Genomic DNA, 20,806 nt, shown 5'->3' on the forward strand with positions numbered 1-20,806 from the left:
TACAACTGAACTCTTTTATGAAAAAGTTGAATATATGAAGTGTTTTTTTATTACGATATAAACTATAAAATCCTATTCTTCGGGAACTGGTGTATAAACCCTTATCCAGTCCACCAGGAAGGTGTGGTCTTCCACATTTTTCAGTTCCTCATCCGTAGGGCTTAAACCTTTAACGGCTCTCCAGCTTTGGTCTTCCATATTTATTATGATGTCCATGTCTTTTACCAGACCTGTACCACCAGTGTAGTTGTTGGGGTCGATAATATCCTTGCCGCTTACGGTTCTGACAAGTTCTCCATCTACATAATATTCAAGTGTGAAAGGGTCTTTCCAGAACACTCCTACACGATGAAAATCGTCGCGCCACAATGTTCCCTTGTCATCCTTATACCATGAGCCAAGATCTTTCGGCTGATAATCCTTGAATGGCTGGCGGATGAATATGTGATGGCTCAGGTGAAGTCTGTCGGCACCGTAACCTCCGCCGTCTCTGTCGCCGCCGTATGCTTCTATGATGTCGATTTCCTGAGTATCGTCAGGGCTGAGCATCCATACATCGGATGCCATGGTTGAATTTGAAAGTTTTGCGTATGCCTCTACATAAACCGGATACTTTACACGTGTCTTCGATGTGATACATCCCGTATAGGTTCCCGGCAGTTCCTTTGTGTTGGGTCCGCTTACAACTTTCTTCATGGGGACATCTTCAGGACGGCTGGCTCTTATTTTAAGGTATCCGTCGGAAACGGAAACATGGTCTCTCTGCCATATTGTAGGAGCAGGTCCTGTCCAATGATTATGATAGAAATCGGTCCATTTGGCATAGAACTCTTTTCCTTTATCCTTTTCGTCGGCAACATAATTAAAGTCGTCCGACTGTGGATGGAGTTTCCACACCATACCGTCGCCGGCATCAGCGGGTACAGGATAGATATCCCACTCGTACGATTTATTATTGAAATCTTCTGCTGCACAGGCTATTTGCAGTGATGCTAAACAAATGGTAAACAGTTTTCTCATCGTGGTATCTTAGTTTAAGTTATAATAATTATTTTCGTTCTTTTGATTCACCTTTAGCGGTATGTGTCTGCAATGTCCAGGTAGAAAATCTCATTATGCTCTGATAGTCTGAACTGTTGTATATATGAGTAAGACCCCATCTCAATATTTCGGTAGGTTCTTTTTCGGCATCTGCACTGCGGTTCAGGCCAATGGCGTGTGGCGCGCCTTTTACTACTGACATTATTTCAAAGTTTATTCCGTCAGGCGACCACTGGAGTGTGTTCTTTTCAGGACCGTCGGTGGTGATAAGTGAAGCTATACCTCCTTTGTAAAGCCATACGCAAACTTCATGCCCGCTGTTTGAAATAGGATTATATTCCGATTTCACATACGGACCCATAGGATTTTCCGCAATAGCCACTCCGTGTTTGATTTCACGGCCGCCCCATGTTATTTCTTCTCCCATACGTTCGCCTTTGTAGTACATATAGAACTTACCTTTATAAGGTATTATACACGGGTCGTGTACCTTATGACTGTCGAAATCGCCTTTCGACACTACCTTGAATCTGTTATCCTCATCGCCTTCCCATTCGCCGGTATTAGAAGGTTCCAGTACAGGCTTGTCTGTCTTGATCCACGGTCCTTCAGGGGAATCAGCACATGCCATACCGATAGTATTCTTTACACGGACTGTGTAAGGGGATTTTACCGCCTGATAGCAAAGATAATACTTTCCTTTCCATTCCATCACCTCAGGAGTGAAGACTGAACGGTCGTCGTAAGCACCTTTTTCACCACGTTTCACTGCAATTCCCTGTTCCTTCCATGTCCATCCGTCTTTTGATGTGGCATACCATATATCACATCTGTCCCATGGGAAAACCTTGTCTTTCTCTATGTCTCCCGCAAATCCCTGGGTAGGTCCGTAGCTCTTTGAATACCATACATAATATGTATCGCCTATTTTCAGCATTGCACTCGGGTCTCTTCTTACAACTCCTTCTTCGTAAGCAAGATCACCTTTCAGGGGTTCCATCTTGTACTCGAAGAACCATTTGTTGTCGTGATTCTCCCATTTCATGGCACGTTTCATGGCTGCACTTAACTTATTACCCTTAGGTATTCCCAATGAATCGGCCTTACGCGCATCATAATTCTGAGTGTCGTCGGCGGCAATAGTCTGTGTATTGCCTGTATTTCCGCATGCTGCCAATAGCGACATCATGCCGGCTGCAAGAATAATTTTTCTCATACTAGACTTTATTTTATATTAATTGTTAGTTTATTCGAGTGTAATTCACTTGTTTCTGCACTGATATTCAGTACCGATGATTTTTCTGTCGACTGAAGCATCAGCATACATCTTCCCTGATATGTCATAATATCCTTACTTTGATATGGAGAAACGTTCTTCACGTTTCCATTGTCTATACCAAGCAGACGGTACTCTCCATCAATGTTGAACTTAAGCATCTGTTCTGTTGTCTTTACAGGATTACCTTTTTTGTCTGCAAGCTGGGCTGTGACATGCAGGACATCCTTTCCGTTTGCTGCGATGCTTTGTTTGTCGACCGTCAGCAATATCGAATGTTCTTTGCCTGAAGTCTTTATGGCTGTAGTGGCTTTACCCAGTTTGTTTTTTCCTTTTGCGGTAATAGTGCCGGGCTTGTAACGGACTGCCCATTTATAGATATGATCGTCAAAATCGTCTATATACTTCTTTCCCATCGACTTGCCGTTAAGGAAAAGTTCCACTTCGTCACAATTGGAATATATCTCAACAATTACCGAATCGCCTTTCTGATAATTCCAGTGGGAGTTTACATCATCCCAAACCCATAATCTTCTGTCCCATTCGTGTCCTTTCTTATCAGTAAAGCCATCTTTTACCGGCTGATACGAGGATTTGTCTGTAGTCTGCGAATATATAGCAATAAAAGGCTTGTCTGTCCACAGTGATTTCATCATGTCGTACGAAGGTTTCGCATAGCCGCACATATCCAGGAGACCACATCCTATCGACTTTTGAGGCCATCTTGAAAGACGGCTTCCGCTTTCTCCCAGATAATCGACTCCCGTCCATATAAACATACCCGGAACGAAATCCCTTTCAATCACCGCTTTCCATTCGTGCCACTGACCAAGATTTTCTGTACCCATTATAGGCTTGTCGGGATAATTCTTCTTGGCATAATCGTACATCATGCGACGGTAGCTGAAGCCTGCCATATCGAGCGCGTCGATATATCCTGACTCAAAGCTTATGGAAGGCAGGATGCAGTTGGCGGTAACTACACGTGTGGTGTCCATCTGGCGTGTCCATGCAGCTAATTTTTGCGCTGTACGGCCAATGTCGTATGCATGTTTAGGCTGGATTTTCCACATTTCTCTGATTTTTTCTTTAGAGTATGGAGGCTGATTCCAGAAGTAATTACCGTTGGAATCGGCACCGAAGAAACCTGTCGCCTCGCGGCATCCGGTATAAGTCCATTCTATTTCATTACCTATACTCCACTGGAAGATACAGGCATGATTACGGCTTCTCCTCATTACGTTTTTCAAATCTCTTTCTGCCCATTCCTGGAAATGCTCGCAATAGCCATGCGTAGGATAGTCTTCTACAGTTTCCTTCATATTGAGTCTTTTATCTTTGGGATAATCCCACTCATCGAAGAATTCTTCCTGAACCAGAAGACCTATCTCATCGCACAAAGACAGAAACTCTTCCGCTCCCGGATTGTGCGAGAGGCGGATGGCATTGCATCCTCCTTCCTTTAGGGTTTTCAGACGCCGGTACCACACATCGCGTATCATTGCCGCGCCAACCATTCCGGCATCATGGTGCAGGCATACTCCTTTTATCTTCATGTTTTTCCCGTTAAGGAAGAAACCTTTGTCTGCATCAAAACGGAATGTCCGTATGCCGAACCTGACAGTGTTTTCAGAAATTACTTCATCGCCATTCTTGATGCGTGTCTCGGCTGTATAGAGGACAGGTGTATCGACGCTCCACAAATCAGGCTGTTTAATCTCAGATACGATGTCGATAATTTTCTCCTCACCAGCATTCAGTTTTATACTGAAGACCTCAAAGGCTGCGATATTGCCTTTATTATCCTTATATACTACCTCAACAACTGCAGCTCTGGGTTCGGAGTAGCTGTTGCACACGGTAACCTGGTTGTTTACTTTAGCATATTTATCAGTAACCACGGGAGTAGTGACAAATGTTCCCCAAACCGGAATATGCAGTCTGTCGGTTACAATCATTTTCACATCCCTGTATATACCTGAACCGGTGTACCATCTGCTGTCGGCATAATGGCTGTGGTCGACCCTTACAGTCATGCGGTTATCCTCATTGGGATTGAGATAGTCTGTGACATCAAAATAAAAAGGAGCATATCCCGAAGGATGATATCCAAGCTTTTTGCCATTTATCCAATACTCAGAATTATTATATACTCCATCGAACACTATATAGCATTTCTGATTTGCACTGATTGTTGTGGGAAATGATTTGCTATACCATCCTATTCCTCCCTGAAGGAAAGCTACACACCCTTCGCCAGAGATGGAGTCGTAAGGCAAACCAACACTCCAGTCGTGTGGCAGGTTCACTTTCTTCCATTCATCACCTGGGACATAAGAAGTATATGAATAATGAGCAGAATCTTTCAGTACGAATTTCCAATCTTTATTGAAATCAACATTTGAATCAGATGCTGAAACCTTTAGGGTTGATAATAGGATTATTAAAGCTAAAAGATTTTTATTTCTCATAATCTTAGGTTTTACATGTTTTTTGATGTCACAAAACTATATCTTTCACTTATAATATATGAGGGGGATATTAATGTGATATAGGGTGGGAAATCAGAATTTTACATCTGCCCTGTATTCCACCGTCACCTACAACCTTGACAAAGGATGTTCCTTTCTTCCCTCTTATGGTTCTCAGGACAAACAGACACTTTCCGTTATATGTCCTTACACTATTGTTTATGACGTTGATGTTCAAATCTTCTATCGAAGGCGATCCATTGTCGAGTCCGGCAAGTTCAAGCTTGTCGTCGAGGATTATCCTCACATCCGAAGGTATATCGACTACTGTGTTTCCTTCTTTATCTTCAATGGATACTTCTACATGGATAAGGTCATAACCGTTGTCGGTAGCTGTTTTGCGGTCGCAGTTCAGTGCCAGACGGCACGGCTTGCCGCTTGTGGACAAAGTGTCTTTCGACAATATTATGTCGCCGTCCTTGCCTACCGCAAGGAGTGTTCCTTCCTTGTATGCCACCTTCCACATCACTATATTATGCTCCATGAAATCGCTGCGTTCCTTTGTTCCCAACGATTTGCCGTTCAGGAACAGTTCCACTTCGGGGGCGTTGGTATATACCTGCACAAGTATGTCCTCGTCCTTGCGGTAGTTCCATTTGTCGCGTGTGTCGTACCACTCCCAGCGTCTAATCCATCCCGGACGGGGAGTGTAGGTGAAGCTTCCGTCGGGATTCATCCTGAACTCACTTTCCTTTTCAGGTATTGTTACAATATGGGTTTTCGGTATGTCTTTCCACAGACATTCAAAGAAATGGCCACGCGCTGTCTTGTTGCCCGCAAAATCGAAGAAAGAACAGTCTCCACCTCTTGCAGGCCATGGACCGTTCTCGCCAAGATAGTCGAATCCTGTCCACACGAAGATGCCCGCTATGTATTTCTTGTCGGCCACGGCTGTCCATTCAAAGAGCTGACCAACATTCTCCGAACCGATAATAGGCTGATATGGATATAGCTTATGGTCGATTTCATAATATTTGTCTTTATAGTTATATCCCACTACATCAAGCACGTCTGTATATTCGGAGAGACGCGAAACTGACGGAACAACGACTCCTGAAGAGACGGGACGGGTAGTGTCCACATCCTTAACCCAACCGGCAAGGACAGCGGCTGTTTCAGCCAAATCGTCTTTACCTCCTGACAGACGGTTGAACTCTTTCAGTATAGACTTGTTGTCTGTTTCCGGGTCGCCCGTATGGATAAGCCCCTTGAACCCTTTATTGTCTTTGCTCGATGCCCAGTAATATGGATAGGTCCATTCTATTTCATTGCCTATACTCCAGAGTATCACGCAAGGATGATTTCTGTCTCGCCTGATGAACGACTTGAGGTCGTGCTCGGCATGCGTATCGAAGTATCTGGTATATCCTATTGATATGCTGTCGGGCGCATCTTCCTTAGCTCGCTCAGTAATCCACTTTTTCTTTGCCACCTTCCATTCGTCGATAAATTCATTCATTACAAGAAGTCCCAGACTGTCGCACATTTCCAGCAGACTTTCCGAATGCGGATTATGGGCTGTACGTATGGCATTGCAGCCTATGGAACGAAGTTTCAGAAGGCGTCGCAACAGGGCATCATCGTATGCGGCAACACCCATACATCCCAAGTCGTGGTGTATGTTCACTCCTTTTATTTTTACGGATTTTCCGTTTAGAAGGAAGCCTTCATCCGCATCGAATTTAATGTCGCGGATACCAAATTTTGTTGTTTTCTTATCCATCACATATCCGTCAGAAGCAATCAGAGTAGTATGAAGCTCATACATCGAAGGCGTTTCAAGACTCCAGAGATGACAATTCTCCAGTTCAACAGATGCAGTGAACTCATTGAAATCGCCTTTCAGGGCAACAAAATCATCGGAAACAGAAGCTATTGTCTTGCCGTCGTACACTACTTCGTGCTTCACGGTGACTCCTTTTACACCTGTTCCAGCATTCTTCACCTCGCATACCACATTCACCATCGAACGGTTGCCTACCTGTGGTGTGGTAACGAATATTCCGTCTGAAGGAATATAGAGCTCGTTTCTTAGAATAAGACTCACATTCCTGTATATACCGGCACCGACATACCATCTGCTGTCGGCATACGCTCTTCTGTCAACGCAGACAGTTATTGTATTCATCGAACCTTTTGGTTTCAGATATTGAGTAAGTTCATATTCAAATCCCACATATCCGTTAGGACGGAATCCCAACAGATGCCCGTTTATCCAAACCTTTGAGTTATTATATACACCTTCGAAATGAATGAACACTTTTTTCCCATTCATATCATCCGAGGTGAGAAAATTCTTCATGTAAATCCCCACACCGCCAGGCAGAAAACCATTGCTTCCGGCTGTCTGAGTCTTGGTATATCCTTCGCTGATACTCCAGTCGTGAGGCAGACACACATCCTCCCACTTTATATCTGGACTCAGGAACAAAGTGTCCTGAGGCACGAAGCCTGCTGGTTTGCTGAATTTCCAATCGAAGTTGAAATCCACTTTAGTGGAGGTTCCGGCATAACAGAATCCGGACAGAAAGATAGTTAAGACTGTGATAATGTTTTTTATGGTCATATCGATTTTCAGATTAATATTAATGACAAAAATAATTTCAAAAGTGTAAAAACAAAAAAACTCTCCATTTATATTTCAGATATCAACGGAGAGTTTCATCATTAAAAAAAATAAAACATTTTATAAAGTTACTCCTTGCTTAAGGATAGCTATTTCCCGGTATCCCTTCTTTTCGTTCAGTGCCTGCTTTCCGCTTGCCACTTCCACCACAAAGTCTATAAAACGTCTGCTTAAAGATTCCATGCTTTCTCCCTCTACCAGAGTTCCGGCATTGAAATCAATCCACGTATGTTTCTGCTCGTACAGCGGTGTGTTGGTCGATACCTTCACGGTTGGAACGAATGTTCCGAACGGTGTTCCTCGACCTGTTGTGAACAGTACGATATGGCATCCGGCAGAAGCAAGAGCCGTACTTGCCACAAGGTCGTTGCCCGGTGCGCTCAACAGATTAAGTCCGTGTGTTGTGACACGGTCGCCATATTTCAGAACATCCTCCACCATCGAGCTTCCCGACTTCTGTGTACATCCCAATGATTTCTCCTCAAGTGTAGAAATACCTCCCGCCTTGTTTCCCGGCGAAGGATTTTCATATATAGGCTGGTCATTGCAGATGAAGTAGTTCTTGAAGTCGTTTATCATGGTCACTGTATCGTCGAATATCTCCTGCGTACGGCAACGGTTCATGAGCAGTGTCTCGGCTCCGAACATTTCAGGTACCTCCGTGAGGACTGTTGTCCCACCCTGGGCAACAAGATAGTCAGAGAACACCCCAAGCATCGGATTGGCCGTGATACCGGACAGTCCGTCAGACCCGCCGCACTTGAGTCCTATACGCAGTTTTGACAGGGGGACATCAGTCCGCTTGTCTTCCCTGGCTATGGCATACATCTCACGAAGAAGTTTCATACCCTCTTCTATCTCATCATCTACTTTCTGAGAAACAAGGAAACGGATCCTTTGGGTATCATAGTCACCTATAAACTCGCGAAAGGCATCAGGCTGGTTGTTCTCACAGCCAAGACCTACGACAAGGACAGCTCCGGCATTGGGGTGAAGGACCATGTCGCGCAATATCTTACGGGTATTCTCATGGTCGTCACCCAACTGCGAGCATCCGTAGTTATGAGGGAAAGATATAATGGAGTCAACCCCCTCGCAATCTGTTTCCTTGCGAAGCTGCTCGGCCAACTGGTTTGCTATTCCGTTCACGCAACCCACCGTAGGGATAATCCATATCTCATTACGTATGCCGGCTTCTCCGTTGGCACGCAAATATCCTTTGAATGTACGGTTCTCGTTCGAAAAAGTCTGTTTCTCGAACTTCGGAGTGTAAGTATATGTACTCAGACCGGAAAGGTTAGTCTTAACAGTTTTCTCGTTCAGCAGATGTCCTTTCCTGACTTCTTTCACAGTGTGCGATATAGGGAAACCGTATTTTATCACCATATCACCTTCTGCAAAATCCTTCAAGGCAATCTTATGACCGGCAGGTATATCCTCAGCCAGTTCTATAAAATTGCCGTTTACCTCTATTATAGTACCCTTGGACAATGGGTGCAGTGCCACAGCCACATTGTCCGCAGGGTTTATCTGGATATATTCAGTCATAACAAACTAACATTTATAAATTGAAGAATACAGGTAGAAGTATCAATCTACAAGGTCTTTTACTGTCTGAAGCATTTCTTCGCTCTGGATTTTGTTGATATAGTAAATTACACGGTCTGCCAGTCCCGGGATGGTATTAAGGTCTTCACCCCAGATGGAAGTATCGGCGAGAACTGTCTTCACAAGATTTTCTACCGAGCCATCGTTCCACAAACTTGTAAGCATCGCCATGATTTCCGGTGCATCGTTAGGAACTATCTCTACACCATCGGCACGCTTTCCACCTTTGTAGTATACTATGATGGCTGCAAGACCGAGGACGAGTCCTTCAGGAAGAACACCCTTACGTTTCAGATATTCCTTCACTCCCGGAAGGTCGCGTGTGGCATACTTAGGGAATGAGTTAAGCATGATTGATGTCACCTGATGATCCACGAAAGGATTGTTGAAACGTTCAAGAACGTCATCTGCAAACTTCTTAAGTTCTTCTTTCGGTAAGTTAAGGGTTTCCATCAGCTCGTCGAACATCACACGTTTGATGAACTTACCTATCACCTCATGCCGGCAAGCATCTCTCACGATATTGACGCCCGAAAGGAATGCCACCGGCGACAATACAGTGTGAGGACCGTTCAGGAGAGTCACCTTGCGTTCATGATATGGCTCCTCCGACGGGACGAACAGAACGTTCAGCCCCGCCTTGTTTGCAGGAAATTCTTCGGCAACCGATTCCGGTGCTTCGATTACCCACAGATGAAAAGCCTCACCCTGTACAACTAAATTGTCATCAAAGTCTAGTTTAGTTTTTATGTTATCTATGTCTTTACGAGGGAATCCCGGTACGATGCGGTCCACCAGTGTGGCATATACACCACATACTGTTTCAAACCATGACTTGAACTCTTCACCAAGGTTCCACAATTCAATATACTGATAGATTGTTTCCTTCAGTTTGTGACCGTTGAGGAAGATAAGCTCGCATGGGAAGATGATAAGTCCTTTCGACTTGTCGCCGTTGAAATGTTTGAATCTGTGATAAAGCAACTGTGTCAGCTTGCCCGGATAAGAGTTTGCAGGAGCATCTTCGAGCTTGCACGACGGATCGAAGTTGATACCTGCTTCAGTAGTGTTCGAGATTACGAATCTCATCTCAGGCTGTTCTGCCAGTGCCATGAAATCATTATACTGGCTATATGGATTCAGGGCACGGCTGATGACATCAATCATTCTGAATGAGTTCACCACCTCGCCATTGTTAAGTCCCTGAAGATTGACATGATAAAGACAGTCCTGAGCATTGAGGGCATCAACCATACCTTTATCTATAGGTTGCACCACAACAACACTGCTGTTGAAATCAGTCTTTTCATTCATATTCGAGATAATCCAGTCAACGAACGCACGAAGGAAATTGCCTTCACCAAACTGTATGATACGTTCCGGACGTACTGCCTTTACTGCAGTCTTATTATTTAAAGCTTTCATTGTAATGTCAAAAATTAAAATTGATAAAATTAAAATTCAACCAACATTCTGAATACCTTACCTGGATTTTCCGACCATTTCTGCAGAGCCTCACCTGCCTCTTCAGGTTTCACTACGGCAGAGATAAGTTCGTTCATCGGGCAATTTCCATTCTGAAGATAATGTATCACGGCACGGAAATCCTCAGGCATTGCATTGCGCGAACCGCGTATGTCGAGTTCCTTCTGAACAAAATATTTTGTCTGGAAAGCCACTTCACTCTTGGCATAGCCTATACATGCCACACGACCTGTGAAAGCAACAATATCAATGGCAGTTACGTATGTGACAGGACTGCCCACAGCTTCTATCACCACATCAGCCATATAACCGTCAGTAAGTTCCCTTACTCTTTCAACCACATTTTCTGTCTTAGAATTGATAACCATCGATGCACCGAGACGTTTTGCCAGTTCAAGTTTCTCGTCATCAATATCCATGGCTATTACTCTTGCTCCACGAAGCGATGCCCTTACTATGGCACCAAGTCCAATCATTCCGCAACCTATCACGGCCACAGTATCAATGTCAGTTACCTGTGCTCTTGAGACGGCATGGAAACCTACGCTCATAGGCTCAATCAATGCACATTCCTTATCCGAGAGGCCGGTAGCCGGAATAACCTTTGTCCAAGGGAGGACAAGGAACTCCTGCATCGAACCGTTACGCTGAACGCCCAAAGTCTCGTTGTGTTCGCAGGCATTGACACGTCCGTTGCGGCATGAGGCACACTTTCCGCAGTTGGTATATGGATTTACAGTCACGTTCATTCCCTTCTCGAAACCGGCAGGAACGCCTTCGCCTATTTCCTCTATCACAGCACCCACTTCATGTCCCGGGATAACAGGCATCTTGACCATAGGATTTCTTCCAAGGTAAGTATTAAGGTCGGAACCACAGAATCCGACATATTTGATACGAAGTAAAATTTCTCCGGCTCCAAGTGTTGGTTTAACTATATCAGCTACTTGAACCTTTCCGGCTTCAGTAATTTGTACAGCTTTCATAATCTATGTATTTATTTAAATTTGTTATTGTATTATTTTAATGATGTTTTTTCTCTATCTTATAACCTTTCCAGCCATAATATGCTGTAAAGAAGAAACATATCAGAGGTATTATATATGCCACCTGATAGAAATCCGCGTTATGATTCATCACAAATGCGGTAAACTGTGGGATACATGCATTACCTATAATAGCCATTACAAGGAATGCCGAACCACTCTTGGTATCCTCGCCAAGGTCCCGGAGTGCAAGTGAGAACTGAGTAGGATACATGATTGACATGAAAAACGACACTGCAATCATGGCATAGAGCCCTGTCATACCACCGAACATGATAATCACTCCACACAGTATGATATTTACTATAGCGTATGTAAGCAGCATATCCTGAGGCCTGAATTTCGCCATGAGCATAGTACCTATCCATCTGCCGGCAAGGAAAGCTAACATATACAGTCCGAAAAATGTGGTTGCCTCATCCTCTGGCAGACCTGCATACATGCAGCAGTAAACTAAGAACAGACTGTTAATAGCTGTCTGTCCTCCGTTATAGAAGAACTGTGCTATGACTCCCCATCTCAGATGCTTACGTTTCAACACTGAAAAGTTGATAAGTTTGCCTTTCTCACCGTGTGACTCCTCCTTGTCAATATCAGGAAGCTTATACAGTGCAAACACCACAGCAAGAATAATCAGCAGCACGGCAAGAATCAGATAAGGCATCTTCATGGAATCTGTCTCCATTTGAATAAATTCTTCCCAGCCTCCTGGGAAGTCGGCAGGCAGCGTTTCGCGCGTATAGTTCTGTCCGGTAAGTATAAGCTTGCTCAGAAACATTGCGGAGATAAAAGCACCAAGTCCGTTGAACGACTGTGCAAGATTCAGTCTTCTCGAAGCAGTGTCGTGCGTACCCAAAGCTGTCACATACGGATTGGCAGCCGTCTCAAGGAAACACATTCCCGTTGCCATAATGAAGAAGATTACAAGATATGCCCAGTATTCCTTAATCTCGGCTGCAGGAAAGAAAAGCAGACCTCCGATGGCTGCAAGAATGAGACCGACAATTATACCAGACTTATAGCTGAAACGTTTCATAAACATAGCTATCGGTATGGGAAACAGAAAGTAGGCCAGCCAATAGGCAGCTTCTGTGAACGAAGCCTCAAAGGCATTCAACTCACAGGTTTTCATCAACTGCCTAATCATTGTAGGCAACAGGTTACTGCTGATAGCCCACATGAAGAACAAGCTGAATATCAGTAAAAGCGGTATAAAATATTTGTTTTTCATTCTGACATGTTTTTAATATAAGGTAACTCAGGCAGATTCTTGAAACCGTAGAAGGCTTTCGCATTCTCGCCCAAGAAAAGTTTTTTGCTCCTCTCTTCCAATTCTTTTGATTTAATCACAAAGTCGTACGACATCTTGTAGGTGATGGCTGTAATTGTGCGCGGATAGTCGGAACCCCACATCAGTTTCTCGAAACCGACAAGATCGGCAGCTTCGTTGATGGCCCTTATAGCACCGTTGAACGGATAGAACTCGTCATTGAACAGCCATGTGATACCGCCAGACTCAATCATTACATTTTTATGTCGGGCAAGCATTATCTGCTTCTTCCAGTCCGGTTTTGTAACCATGCCGAAATGACCGATAGCTATCTTCAAACCCGGACATTCTGAAATGATTTCTTCCATCTCGCCAACCTGGAGGTCTCCCTCTATCATATCTATGGAAAGAATCACTCCCTTATCTTCCATTAGATGAAACATCTTCATCATTTCGTCCGAATTGAGCATCACCCTTCCGTCCTTTAGCTGCAGACGGTGTCCTGGAATCTTTATGGCCTTAAACCCTTTGTCTATAAGTTCAACAGCCTGATTAAAGTAACCCTGCTTCCTGAATTCACACATACCGCACACGAAAAACCTGTCGGGATAATTTGTCATGACCTCTAGTAGATAGTCATTCTGTATGCCATCGATATACTCCTGCGTGACAACTGCTCCGCCAACCTGAGCATAGTTCATATTTGCTAGAAAAACCTCTGCCGTATTTCTTCCGTCTATCATAAAAGGGGGGAGCATTTGTCTCACCTCCCCCATAAACAATGATTGGCCATTCTCTGTAGTTTTTATTTTCAGGCCATCTACTTCAGTATCCTGATAAAGCCACAGATGTGAGTGAGCGTCAATTATTGTATAATCCATAGCAACAGTATTTATGAATTTGCCCAACTTACTCTTTGCTGATCGCCTATTATCTCCTTAACCTTTTCCACAAGACTCCAGTCAATAGGTTCCTCAATGTATTTTATATTCTGAAGTACAGATTCTGATTTTGCCGAACTAAACAGTGTTGTAGGTATTCTTGGGTTACTAACAGAGAACTGCACTGCAAGCTTCTCGATAGGATATCCCTGTTCCGCACAATACTTCGCAGCCTTTGCACATGCCTCAATCAGTGATTTTGGGGCCGGATGCCATTCAGGAACACCTCTCTGTGTGAGAAGTCCCATACCAAATGGTGAAGCGTTTATCACTCCTACACCCTTTTCATCGAAATAATCGAGGAAATCAACAAGCTTATCATCGTTCAGCGAATAGTGACAGAAGTTCAGCACTGTCTCTACTGTACCTGGAGCTACATGATCAATAACCCATTTCAAGTTTTCAAGCTGAAGGTCAGTTATACCTACATGTCCGACAATTCCTTTTTCCCTCAGTTCCACCAGTGCAGGCAATGTCTCGTTCACTACCTGATTCATATCCGAGAACTCCACATCGTGAACATTGATAAGGTCGATATGGTCGATATTGAGCCTTTCCATACTTTCGTATACACTTTCTTGTGCGCGCTTGCCTGAATAGTCCCATGTATTCACACCATCCTTGCCATAACGTCCCACCTTGGTAGAAAGTATGAACGATTCTCTTGGCAACTCCTTGAGAGCCTTACCCAATACTGTTTCTGCCTTATAATGCCCGTAATATGGAGAAACATCAATAAAGTTCAGTCCATGTTCTACTGCTGTAAAAACAGACTGTATAGCATCACTTTCTTTAATAGAATGAAAAACTCCACCCAACGAAGATGCACCATAACTCAATACAGGCACTTTCAGTTCTGTCTTTCCCAATTCACGATATTCCATTTTGATAAATAATTTAAAGGTTAATTTTTTACTCTGTTTATTCTTCTTATTATTCATACAGATAGAACATGCGTTCCATCATCTGCCATTTCTCGTCCGATGTGGCTCCCTCGGCACACTGCTGGAATTTTGCTACATATTCCTCCCATTCGGCCTGACGAGGCAGAGTGGCAAGCTTTGCCATTGCTGTATCCCAGTCAAAATTCAGAGGAGTTTCCACTATCATAAAAAGTTTAGACCCCAATATGTATATTTCCATTTCCAGAATTCCCACCTCACGTATTCCGGCACGTATCTCAGGCCATGCCTCTTCCTTACTGTGAGCCTTCCTGTAAGCTTCAATCAATTCCGGATTGTCACGCAGACTCAAAGTCTGACAATATCTCTTCACAGGCTGAGAATAGCTTTTTACTTTATATCCTTCTGTCTTCATGATATTATTATATTATTGATGTTAATTATATTTTGATATTATTATTGTTAGTATGCCAGTTCTATTTTCATCACTGCTGTTTCCCTTTCGACGATGCTAAACTATAAAGTATTCTACAGATGGACAGAGGAGATTTTCAAAAAAGAAAGAGGAGATATTATACCCCCTCTTTTTCGACATTTTTACCCCTCATGAGGAAATAAAAAAGTTATCCCAAACTTTATATAAATCAAAACAAATTGAACTGCATACCTGTATAGAAAAATCCCTGGTTGGATTTCGGATTCCAGTAGGTCATCACTGTCAATGGAATTTCATATTCCATTATCTGTAACTTATAAATGACATTCAAAGAAACCTGAGTAATACCTGCCGATTCGGCATACATGGTTCTGTTTACCATTTCCCCACTCTCATTTCTTGAGTTTCTCAATGCGAAAGCTGTTCCAACGCCCGAACCAACCTTCAGCTTTTCATTCTGATAGATGGTATAGCCCACATAAACGAAACTGGAGTATATATTCTTGCTGTTGTACAGATCTCTGTCGCGACCGTAAATAAGTGTAGAGAGACTTAGCTCCAGCGGAAATTTCCTATTACCTGTATAATTAACCATTAGATCCATAAAACGCCCAGTTTCATCAGGCTTATAGTTGAAGAACTCATTATTATTATATGTAACCCCGGGAGAGAAATTATATGTATCTATAACCTTTATCTGAAACCTGCCATGAGTATATGCAATATACTGGCTCAGCTCCTTATAACTCCCCTTAGTGTTTGCCCCGCCAAGAAAACCGGCAGCAAACATTCCTGATGGATCGGAAACAGATAAATCGGATGACAGAATCAGTCCGTCAGCCACTTCAATACCACGCCAGAGAATCATGTTCTGTAGAGTGGTTTTCATGTGAAGCTGAGCCTGCGCATTCACTACACCCATAAAAACCCAAAGAGCGATTGTAAATATTTTCCTGATAAGAAATTTCTTTTTACCTATATTACAAGTCATACAGTATGAACTGATTTATTGTTCAAAAAGTTTTAAATATTCGTATAAAAAATGAGGAAGACTAATCCCCCTCATTTTCTTACGATTATTGCTTAGTCCAAGTTACATTATTATTGGTATATTCTCCATGTGTTCCATTAAAACTAGCATCCGCTTTGCTGTCCGGTCTGTTTTCTGTTTCAATAAGTCTGATAGCTTTAATCTGGGCTCCGCCATTGGCATGTTCAATTGAGAATTTACCAACAGTTGGGGCATCACTGACATTTCCTGCACCTTGAGAATTCATATACCATTTACCTTCTGCTGTTATCACATTATAGTCAGAAACCAAATTTTCAGGGCTTACACCATCTTTAATCCATACCTTAAAAATATCTTTGTTGGATGTTGCTACTGGATCTGCAAAACGTACTGTAAGAGCAGGATCACCGGCAGTTACATACTCGCATTCAAATTTATAATTGGCTGTTGTACGCAATTTGAATTCCTTAGAGATGTATTTTTTACCTCCTGTTGGAGCTGACACATTCAAGATACCGTCTTCTGTTACAGAAGCAACACCTTCTAATGTAGATGGATCGTAGAAATCACCGGCAGCAGCGATATCAGCGAAATTAAGCTCCCATGTTGTGTTATGTGCCAAGTTTACAGTTGCTGACTCGATTTTGATATTTGCAGTTTTACCATTTTCAGCTGTTGTCAAATCACCGACAGCATAGTCTGTATTATAAATAACTGTAATCTGTTCATCATTACTATAAATCTTATCACCTAAAGTAAGAGTAATATTTTTTCCTGACACTGTACCTGAAGAAACTGGTATTTCTACTCCAGCAACCGATACTTTAAAAGCACTTTTTACTGCTTCAGTGAATGTACCGGCAACATCCTTATCAAGTGTAAGAACTACACGGTCGTTACCGGTAGTAGGATCTGTAACAATTTCTTGTGCACTTGCTACAATAGCAGTTGTTTGTTCTTCAACTACAGGAGGCTGACCGCCTTCTTTCAATTCAATTGTTACAATCTGACCTTTAGTAATAGTCAGGTTTTCGCCACTGAATGTATAAGTTTCATTACCAGAAGTCTTTGACAATTCCAAGGTAAATCCACCAGTAAATGTCACAGGAGGTACAACCATTGAGTATTCCTTTGCATTGGCATTAGCATCATTAGGACCGACAAATGTTCCCTCTTTAGCAGATAGTGTTATTACGTTAGAACCGGATTCCACTGTCAGATTTCCAGAAGCATCAATTTTTACGTTTCCGGCAATATTTACTCCTTGAGCAGTAAGCTTAATAGCTGTAAGGTCAGTCAGATTATTTTTAAACCTAATCAATCCACAAGTGTTTTGAAACGACAGCGATTTGTTTTCGTCTGTTGCGGTAGCAAAAGAGATGTTTGCTTTTGCATCGAATCCCCAAACCGGAGCCGTCTGAGCTGCTGGAAGTGTAGTAGTAACAGCGCCATCTAAAATCAAAGCCTCAGCATTATAAGGATAAAGAGCAGTATATGAATCGGCAGGAGTAGCCTTTCCCGTAAATGTAACAATAGATTTTCCACCTTCTGCAGTAGTAAATTTATTGTTTTCAGCACCAGAGAAGATATTGATAGCATCACCGGCGGTCCACCATACCTGAGTTCCATTCTGTAAAGAAGTACGGCTTGAAGACGTACCTGCAATAAAAGTCATTTCCTGTGGACTACTTACTGTATTTAAATTAGACAATTCATCTTTTGTACAAGACTGGAACATTACAATAGTCATCAATGTAAATCCACAAAAAAGCATTGTATTTTTCATGATTAAACAATTTTATTAATTAAAAAATCACATCACTTGTATTTTCTTATTTTTTTAATCCGGCTTCCATTCAGTTCCATCGTTCTCGAAACCTCCGTGTTCACCATCAGTCAAATCGGAATCTATAGTAGGAACCACGGTCAGAGTAATCGACATCAGCGTTTCTCCTTCATGTTCTTCGCCACTTCTTGAAAATCTTGATACCACAGCAGGTATATGCTTAGCAGTAATGACAGTCTCACCGGCCTTATTGTATGTAGTAATCCATCCATCCTTATCAATAGTTGCCACATCAGGATTTGAAGATTTCCATTCCACCTTATTATCGGTAGAATAATCAGGTTCTACAGCTATTTGCAGCTGATATGCCTTATCTCTTCCAAAGTCAAGTTTCAACGATTTGTTGCCGTTTTCATCCACCTCTATATCATCGGTTACTGCAATTTCAACTTTTTCAGCAGGCACCACGGGCACAGCCACCATACATGCGGCACTTTTAATACCATTACCAGTATCAACAGACACACCTATATTTGAATTCCTACCGCTTTTCTTAGCCTTTACAGTACATCTGTATTTATCATCCGAAGGTGTAATTTCCAATACATCTGGGAATGAAGTTCCCCATACTATTGACTTATAACCGGTATAAGGGAAATTGTCTCTGGTTATATTTATACCCAATTCCACTGTTTCTCCATATGGTAAATCAATCATACTAACAGGCATATTATCCGTCTGCCCAGCTTTATAAACTACATATTCTATTTTTATATTCTCTGCTGGCGTACCGTCACCTCCTTCTAACGAAGCAACGTCTTTTTCACATGAAATAATCATAAGCTGAAAGCATAGAAATATCAGCAAGTTACGCACAGACAGATCTCTTGGTTTTATATTAACCATAATTCATATTGTTTAAAGTCAAACCAAAAATCTTTAGTATAAAAGGCATAAAAGAGAAAGCCCCTGATATGCCTTAACATCCTGAAAACAAAACAATTCACCCTTATTAAATACGGAATCAGAAAAAGATGCCATCACTTTAGGACATATATTTCTGATTTACTATCTTCAATCACAATAAATAAACAACTAAATCTAATTACCGAATCTATAATTTAACACCTAAAAAATTATTTAACTTTTTCAATTTTCACATCGTCAAACAGTACAGCGCCACCATTTCCCAATCCAGGCACCATAGTAAAACGATATACATAACCGTTTTCTTTCAGTTTGAATTTCACTTTTGTTTCCTGATAGTTCTTACGGTCTTTCTTCACATTAGAAATTGCAATTTCTTCAAGTTGGCCTGAATCAGGATTATAATATTCCATACGGAAGAAAGGCTGCTCACCCCATATATACTTGGTATAACCAGTAATTTCATATTCGGCGCCTGCTTCGTATGTAATATTAAACTGTTGCCACATTCCGACTCTCACTTCTACGGCATGATTGCCACTATGTGCTTTCTTGACATCAACGATATCGTTGGTCTTATTTTCCCATACCTGCCATCCTGTCAAGTCACCTGTTTCAAAATCACCATTTTTGAATTCCTGAGCGTATGCAGAAGTCATCATCATTCCGCAAGCCATCATTGCTAAAATTTCTTTTTTCATTTTTCTAAGGTTTTAAAATTTAAGACTTAATGTATTTATTAGAATCACTCTTCTATTGGCACCAACTTATAAGCTCTGACCCAGTCATAATAGGTTGTACTTTTTTCTTTGTCCTTCAAATCATCTTCTGTAGGAACTTTAGGCTCCCAGTCGTATGTTTCTGTAACTATATGTATGAACATTGGTCTATCAAAAGGAGTATCTGTAAATTCTGTTGTCGGTTTGATAGTGTACATATATTTACCGTCATAATAGAATTTCACGGTATTTGCATCTACCCACCAACATCCGTAGGTATGAAAGTCTTCTGCCGAAGGGTCAGTTTCATAAGACTCTACATCCGAACGGTTTGAAGTATAACTCGTTCTTTTTCCTCCCTGTTCCTGATACCAGTAATGAGCATTACTATTCATCTGCATATTCCATTTTTTATTCCATGGGTTATCCGGATTAACAGTTCCTATCACCCCCATAGTCTCGATAATATCCAGTTCCTGACTGCTCCAAGTTCTTATTTCCTTACCATCTTTAATTATTTTCTTTTCAACGGGACGATTGGAAAGCCAGAAAGTAGAGGACATGGTAGTGAGCGAAGCCTTCATCCTTGTCTCATAATATCCATAGTGAGCCTGGTTCTTTACAGAAGCAACCGCCCCACCGGCAAGGCTATATTTATCACCCGGTTTTCCGTCAAGTCCTTCCGTTGGCGACAAAACTGTATTGGTTATACGAAGACAACCTTTCTTGACACTCACGTTTTCGGCCTTAAATGTTGCAGGCGGACGACCATTAGTCCAATAAGGACTTTTCGCATGCCATTTTGAAGCACTTAAACGTCTGCCATTGAATTCATCTGTATAATCCTCGTTAACTACCCATTTATAACCTTTAGGAGCCTCGGGCAAATTCTTGATATGCTCTTCAGCTAAATAATATTCCTTATCATTATTATTTATAGCATAAGATGATAAGACTAAAGATGCGGCAAATAAACACGATACTGCTTTTCTCATAACTTTGTAGTTTTAGATTTTTTGTTACATGACAAAAGTATTTAAGTTTCATGAAAGCAATAAGGGGGATTTACATCGTAAAAGGTGGGGTAAAATTCCACCACCCTCTAATACACAATAATTTCACTCCTTAAAACAATTGTTTTACGATTTGCTATGATTTACAAAACCTGACAAAAGAATAATACCAGACCACAAGTATATT

16 protein-coding genes are annotated in these 20,806 nt (G+C 42.0%); all 16 read right to left on the reverse strand.

Features of this window, described 5'->3' with window-relative positions; genetic code table 11:
- Nucleotides 1–72: 72 nt before the first annotated feature.
- Nucleotides 73–1,020 carry a family 16 glycosylhydrolase gene (locus tag DWY55_RS02270; RefSeq protein ID WP_117713912.1) on the reverse strand — a complete coding sequence of 316 codons (948 nt, stop codon included), beginning with the start codon at nt 1,018–1,020 and terminating at the stop codon, nt 73–75.
- Nucleotides 1,021–1,048: 28 nt separating this feature from the next.
- On the reverse strand, nt 1,049–2,257 hold the full coding sequence (locus tag DWY55_RS02275; RefSeq protein ID WP_118086579.1) for a glycoside hydrolase family 117 protein: 1,209 nt from the start codon (nt 2,255–2,257) through the stop codon (nt 1,049–1,051).
- Between the two features lie 8 nt (nt 2,258–2,265).
- A complete protein-coding gene (locus tag DWY55_RS02280) occupies nt 2,266–4,788 on the reverse strand; it encodes a sugar-binding domain-containing protein (protein ID WP_120178000.1) in 2,523 nt (840 codons plus the stop codon).
- 70 nt (nt 4,789–4,858) lie between these two features.
- Nucleotides 4,859–7,414: a glycoside hydrolase family 2 TIM barrel-domain containing protein gene (locus DWY55_RS02285; RefSeq protein WP_118086581.1), complete on the reverse strand. Its 2,556-nt coding sequence runs from the start codon at nt 7,412–7,414 to the stop codon at nt 4,859–4,861.
- Between the two features lie 120 nt (nt 7,415–7,534).
- Nucleotides 7,535–9,022, reverse strand: a complete 1,488-nt coding sequence (locus DWY55_RS02290) for a UxaA family hydrolase (RefSeq protein WP_007560923.1) — start codon at nt 9,020–9,022, stop codon at nt 7,535–7,537.
- Between the two features lie 42 nt (nt 9,023–9,064).
- Nucleotides 9,065–10,507, reverse strand: a complete 1,443-nt coding sequence (locus DWY55_RS02295; RefSeq protein ID WP_007560925.1) for a tagaturonate reductase — start codon at nt 10,505–10,507, stop codon at nt 9,065–9,067.
- A gap of 29 nt (nt 10,508–10,536) precedes the next feature.
- Nucleotides 10,537–11,553, reverse strand: a complete 1,017-nt coding sequence (locus DWY55_RS02300; protein WP_118086582.1) for a zinc-binding alcohol dehydrogenase family protein — start codon at nt 11,551–11,553, stop codon at nt 10,537–10,539.
- 37 nt (nt 11,554–11,590) lie between these two features.
- Entirely contained in the window at nt 11,591–12,844 is a 1,254-nt protein-coding gene (gene fucP, locus DWY55_RS02305; protein ID WP_118086583.1) for an L-fucose:H+ symporter permease, read from the reverse strand.
- Nucleotides 12,841–13,764: an amidohydrolase family protein gene (locus DWY55_RS02310; protein WP_117902215.1), complete on the reverse strand. Its 924-nt coding sequence runs from the start codon at nt 13,762–13,764 to the stop codon at nt 12,841–12,843. Before DWY55_RS02310 ends, fucP begins: the two co-directional genes overlap by 4 nt.
- Before the next feature lie 11 nt (nt 13,765–13,775).
- Nucleotides 13,776–14,708: an aldo/keto reductase gene (locus tag DWY55_RS02315; protein WP_117902216.1), complete on the reverse strand. Its 933-nt coding sequence runs from the start codon at nt 14,706–14,708 to the stop codon at nt 13,776–13,778.
- Nucleotides 14,709–14,757: 49 nt separating this feature from the next.
- Nucleotides 14,758–15,141 carry an L-rhamnose mutarotase gene (locus DWY55_RS02320; protein ID WP_117902201.1) on the reverse strand — a complete coding sequence of 128 codons (384 nt, stop codon included), beginning with the start codon at nt 15,139–15,141 and terminating at the stop codon, nt 14,758–14,760.
- Between the two features lie 229 nt (nt 15,142–15,370).
- Entirely contained in the window at nt 15,371–16,153 is a 783-nt protein-coding gene (locus DWY55_RS02325) for a hypothetical protein (RefSeq protein WP_118086584.1), read from the reverse strand.
- Between the two features lie 85 nt (nt 16,154–16,238).
- Nucleotides 16,239–17,960 carry a fimbrillin family protein gene (locus DWY55_RS02330; protein WP_118419548.1) on the reverse strand — a complete coding sequence of 574 codons (1,722 nt, stop codon included), beginning with the start codon at nt 17,958–17,960 and terminating at the stop codon, nt 16,239–16,241.
- 54 nt (nt 17,961–18,014) lie between these two features.
- Nucleotides 18,015–18,866, reverse strand: coding sequence for an Ig-like domain-containing protein (locus DWY55_RS02335; RefSeq protein ID WP_118086586.1), 852 nt, complete (start codon nt 18,864–18,866; stop codon nt 18,015–18,017).
- Nucleotides 18,867–19,096: 230 nt separating this feature from the next.
- Nucleotides 19,097–19,588, reverse strand: a complete 492-nt coding sequence (locus DWY55_RS02340) for a carbohydrate binding domain-containing protein (RefSeq protein ID WP_118086587.1) — start codon at nt 19,586–19,588, stop codon at nt 19,097–19,099.
- A gap of 44 nt (nt 19,589–19,632) precedes the next feature.
- Nucleotides 19,633–20,601 carry a family 16 glycosylhydrolase gene (locus tag DWY55_RS02345; RefSeq protein WP_117902196.1) on the reverse strand — a complete coding sequence of 323 codons (969 nt, stop codon included), beginning with the start codon at nt 20,599–20,601 and terminating at the stop codon, nt 19,633–19,635.
- Nucleotides 20,602–20,806: the final 205 nt, after the last annotated feature.

Source organism: Bacteroides sp. AF25-38AC (assembly GCF_003602995.1).
Lineage (GTDB): Bacteria > Bacteroidota > Bacteroidia > Bacteroidales > Bacteroidaceae > Bacteroides > Bacteroides uniformis.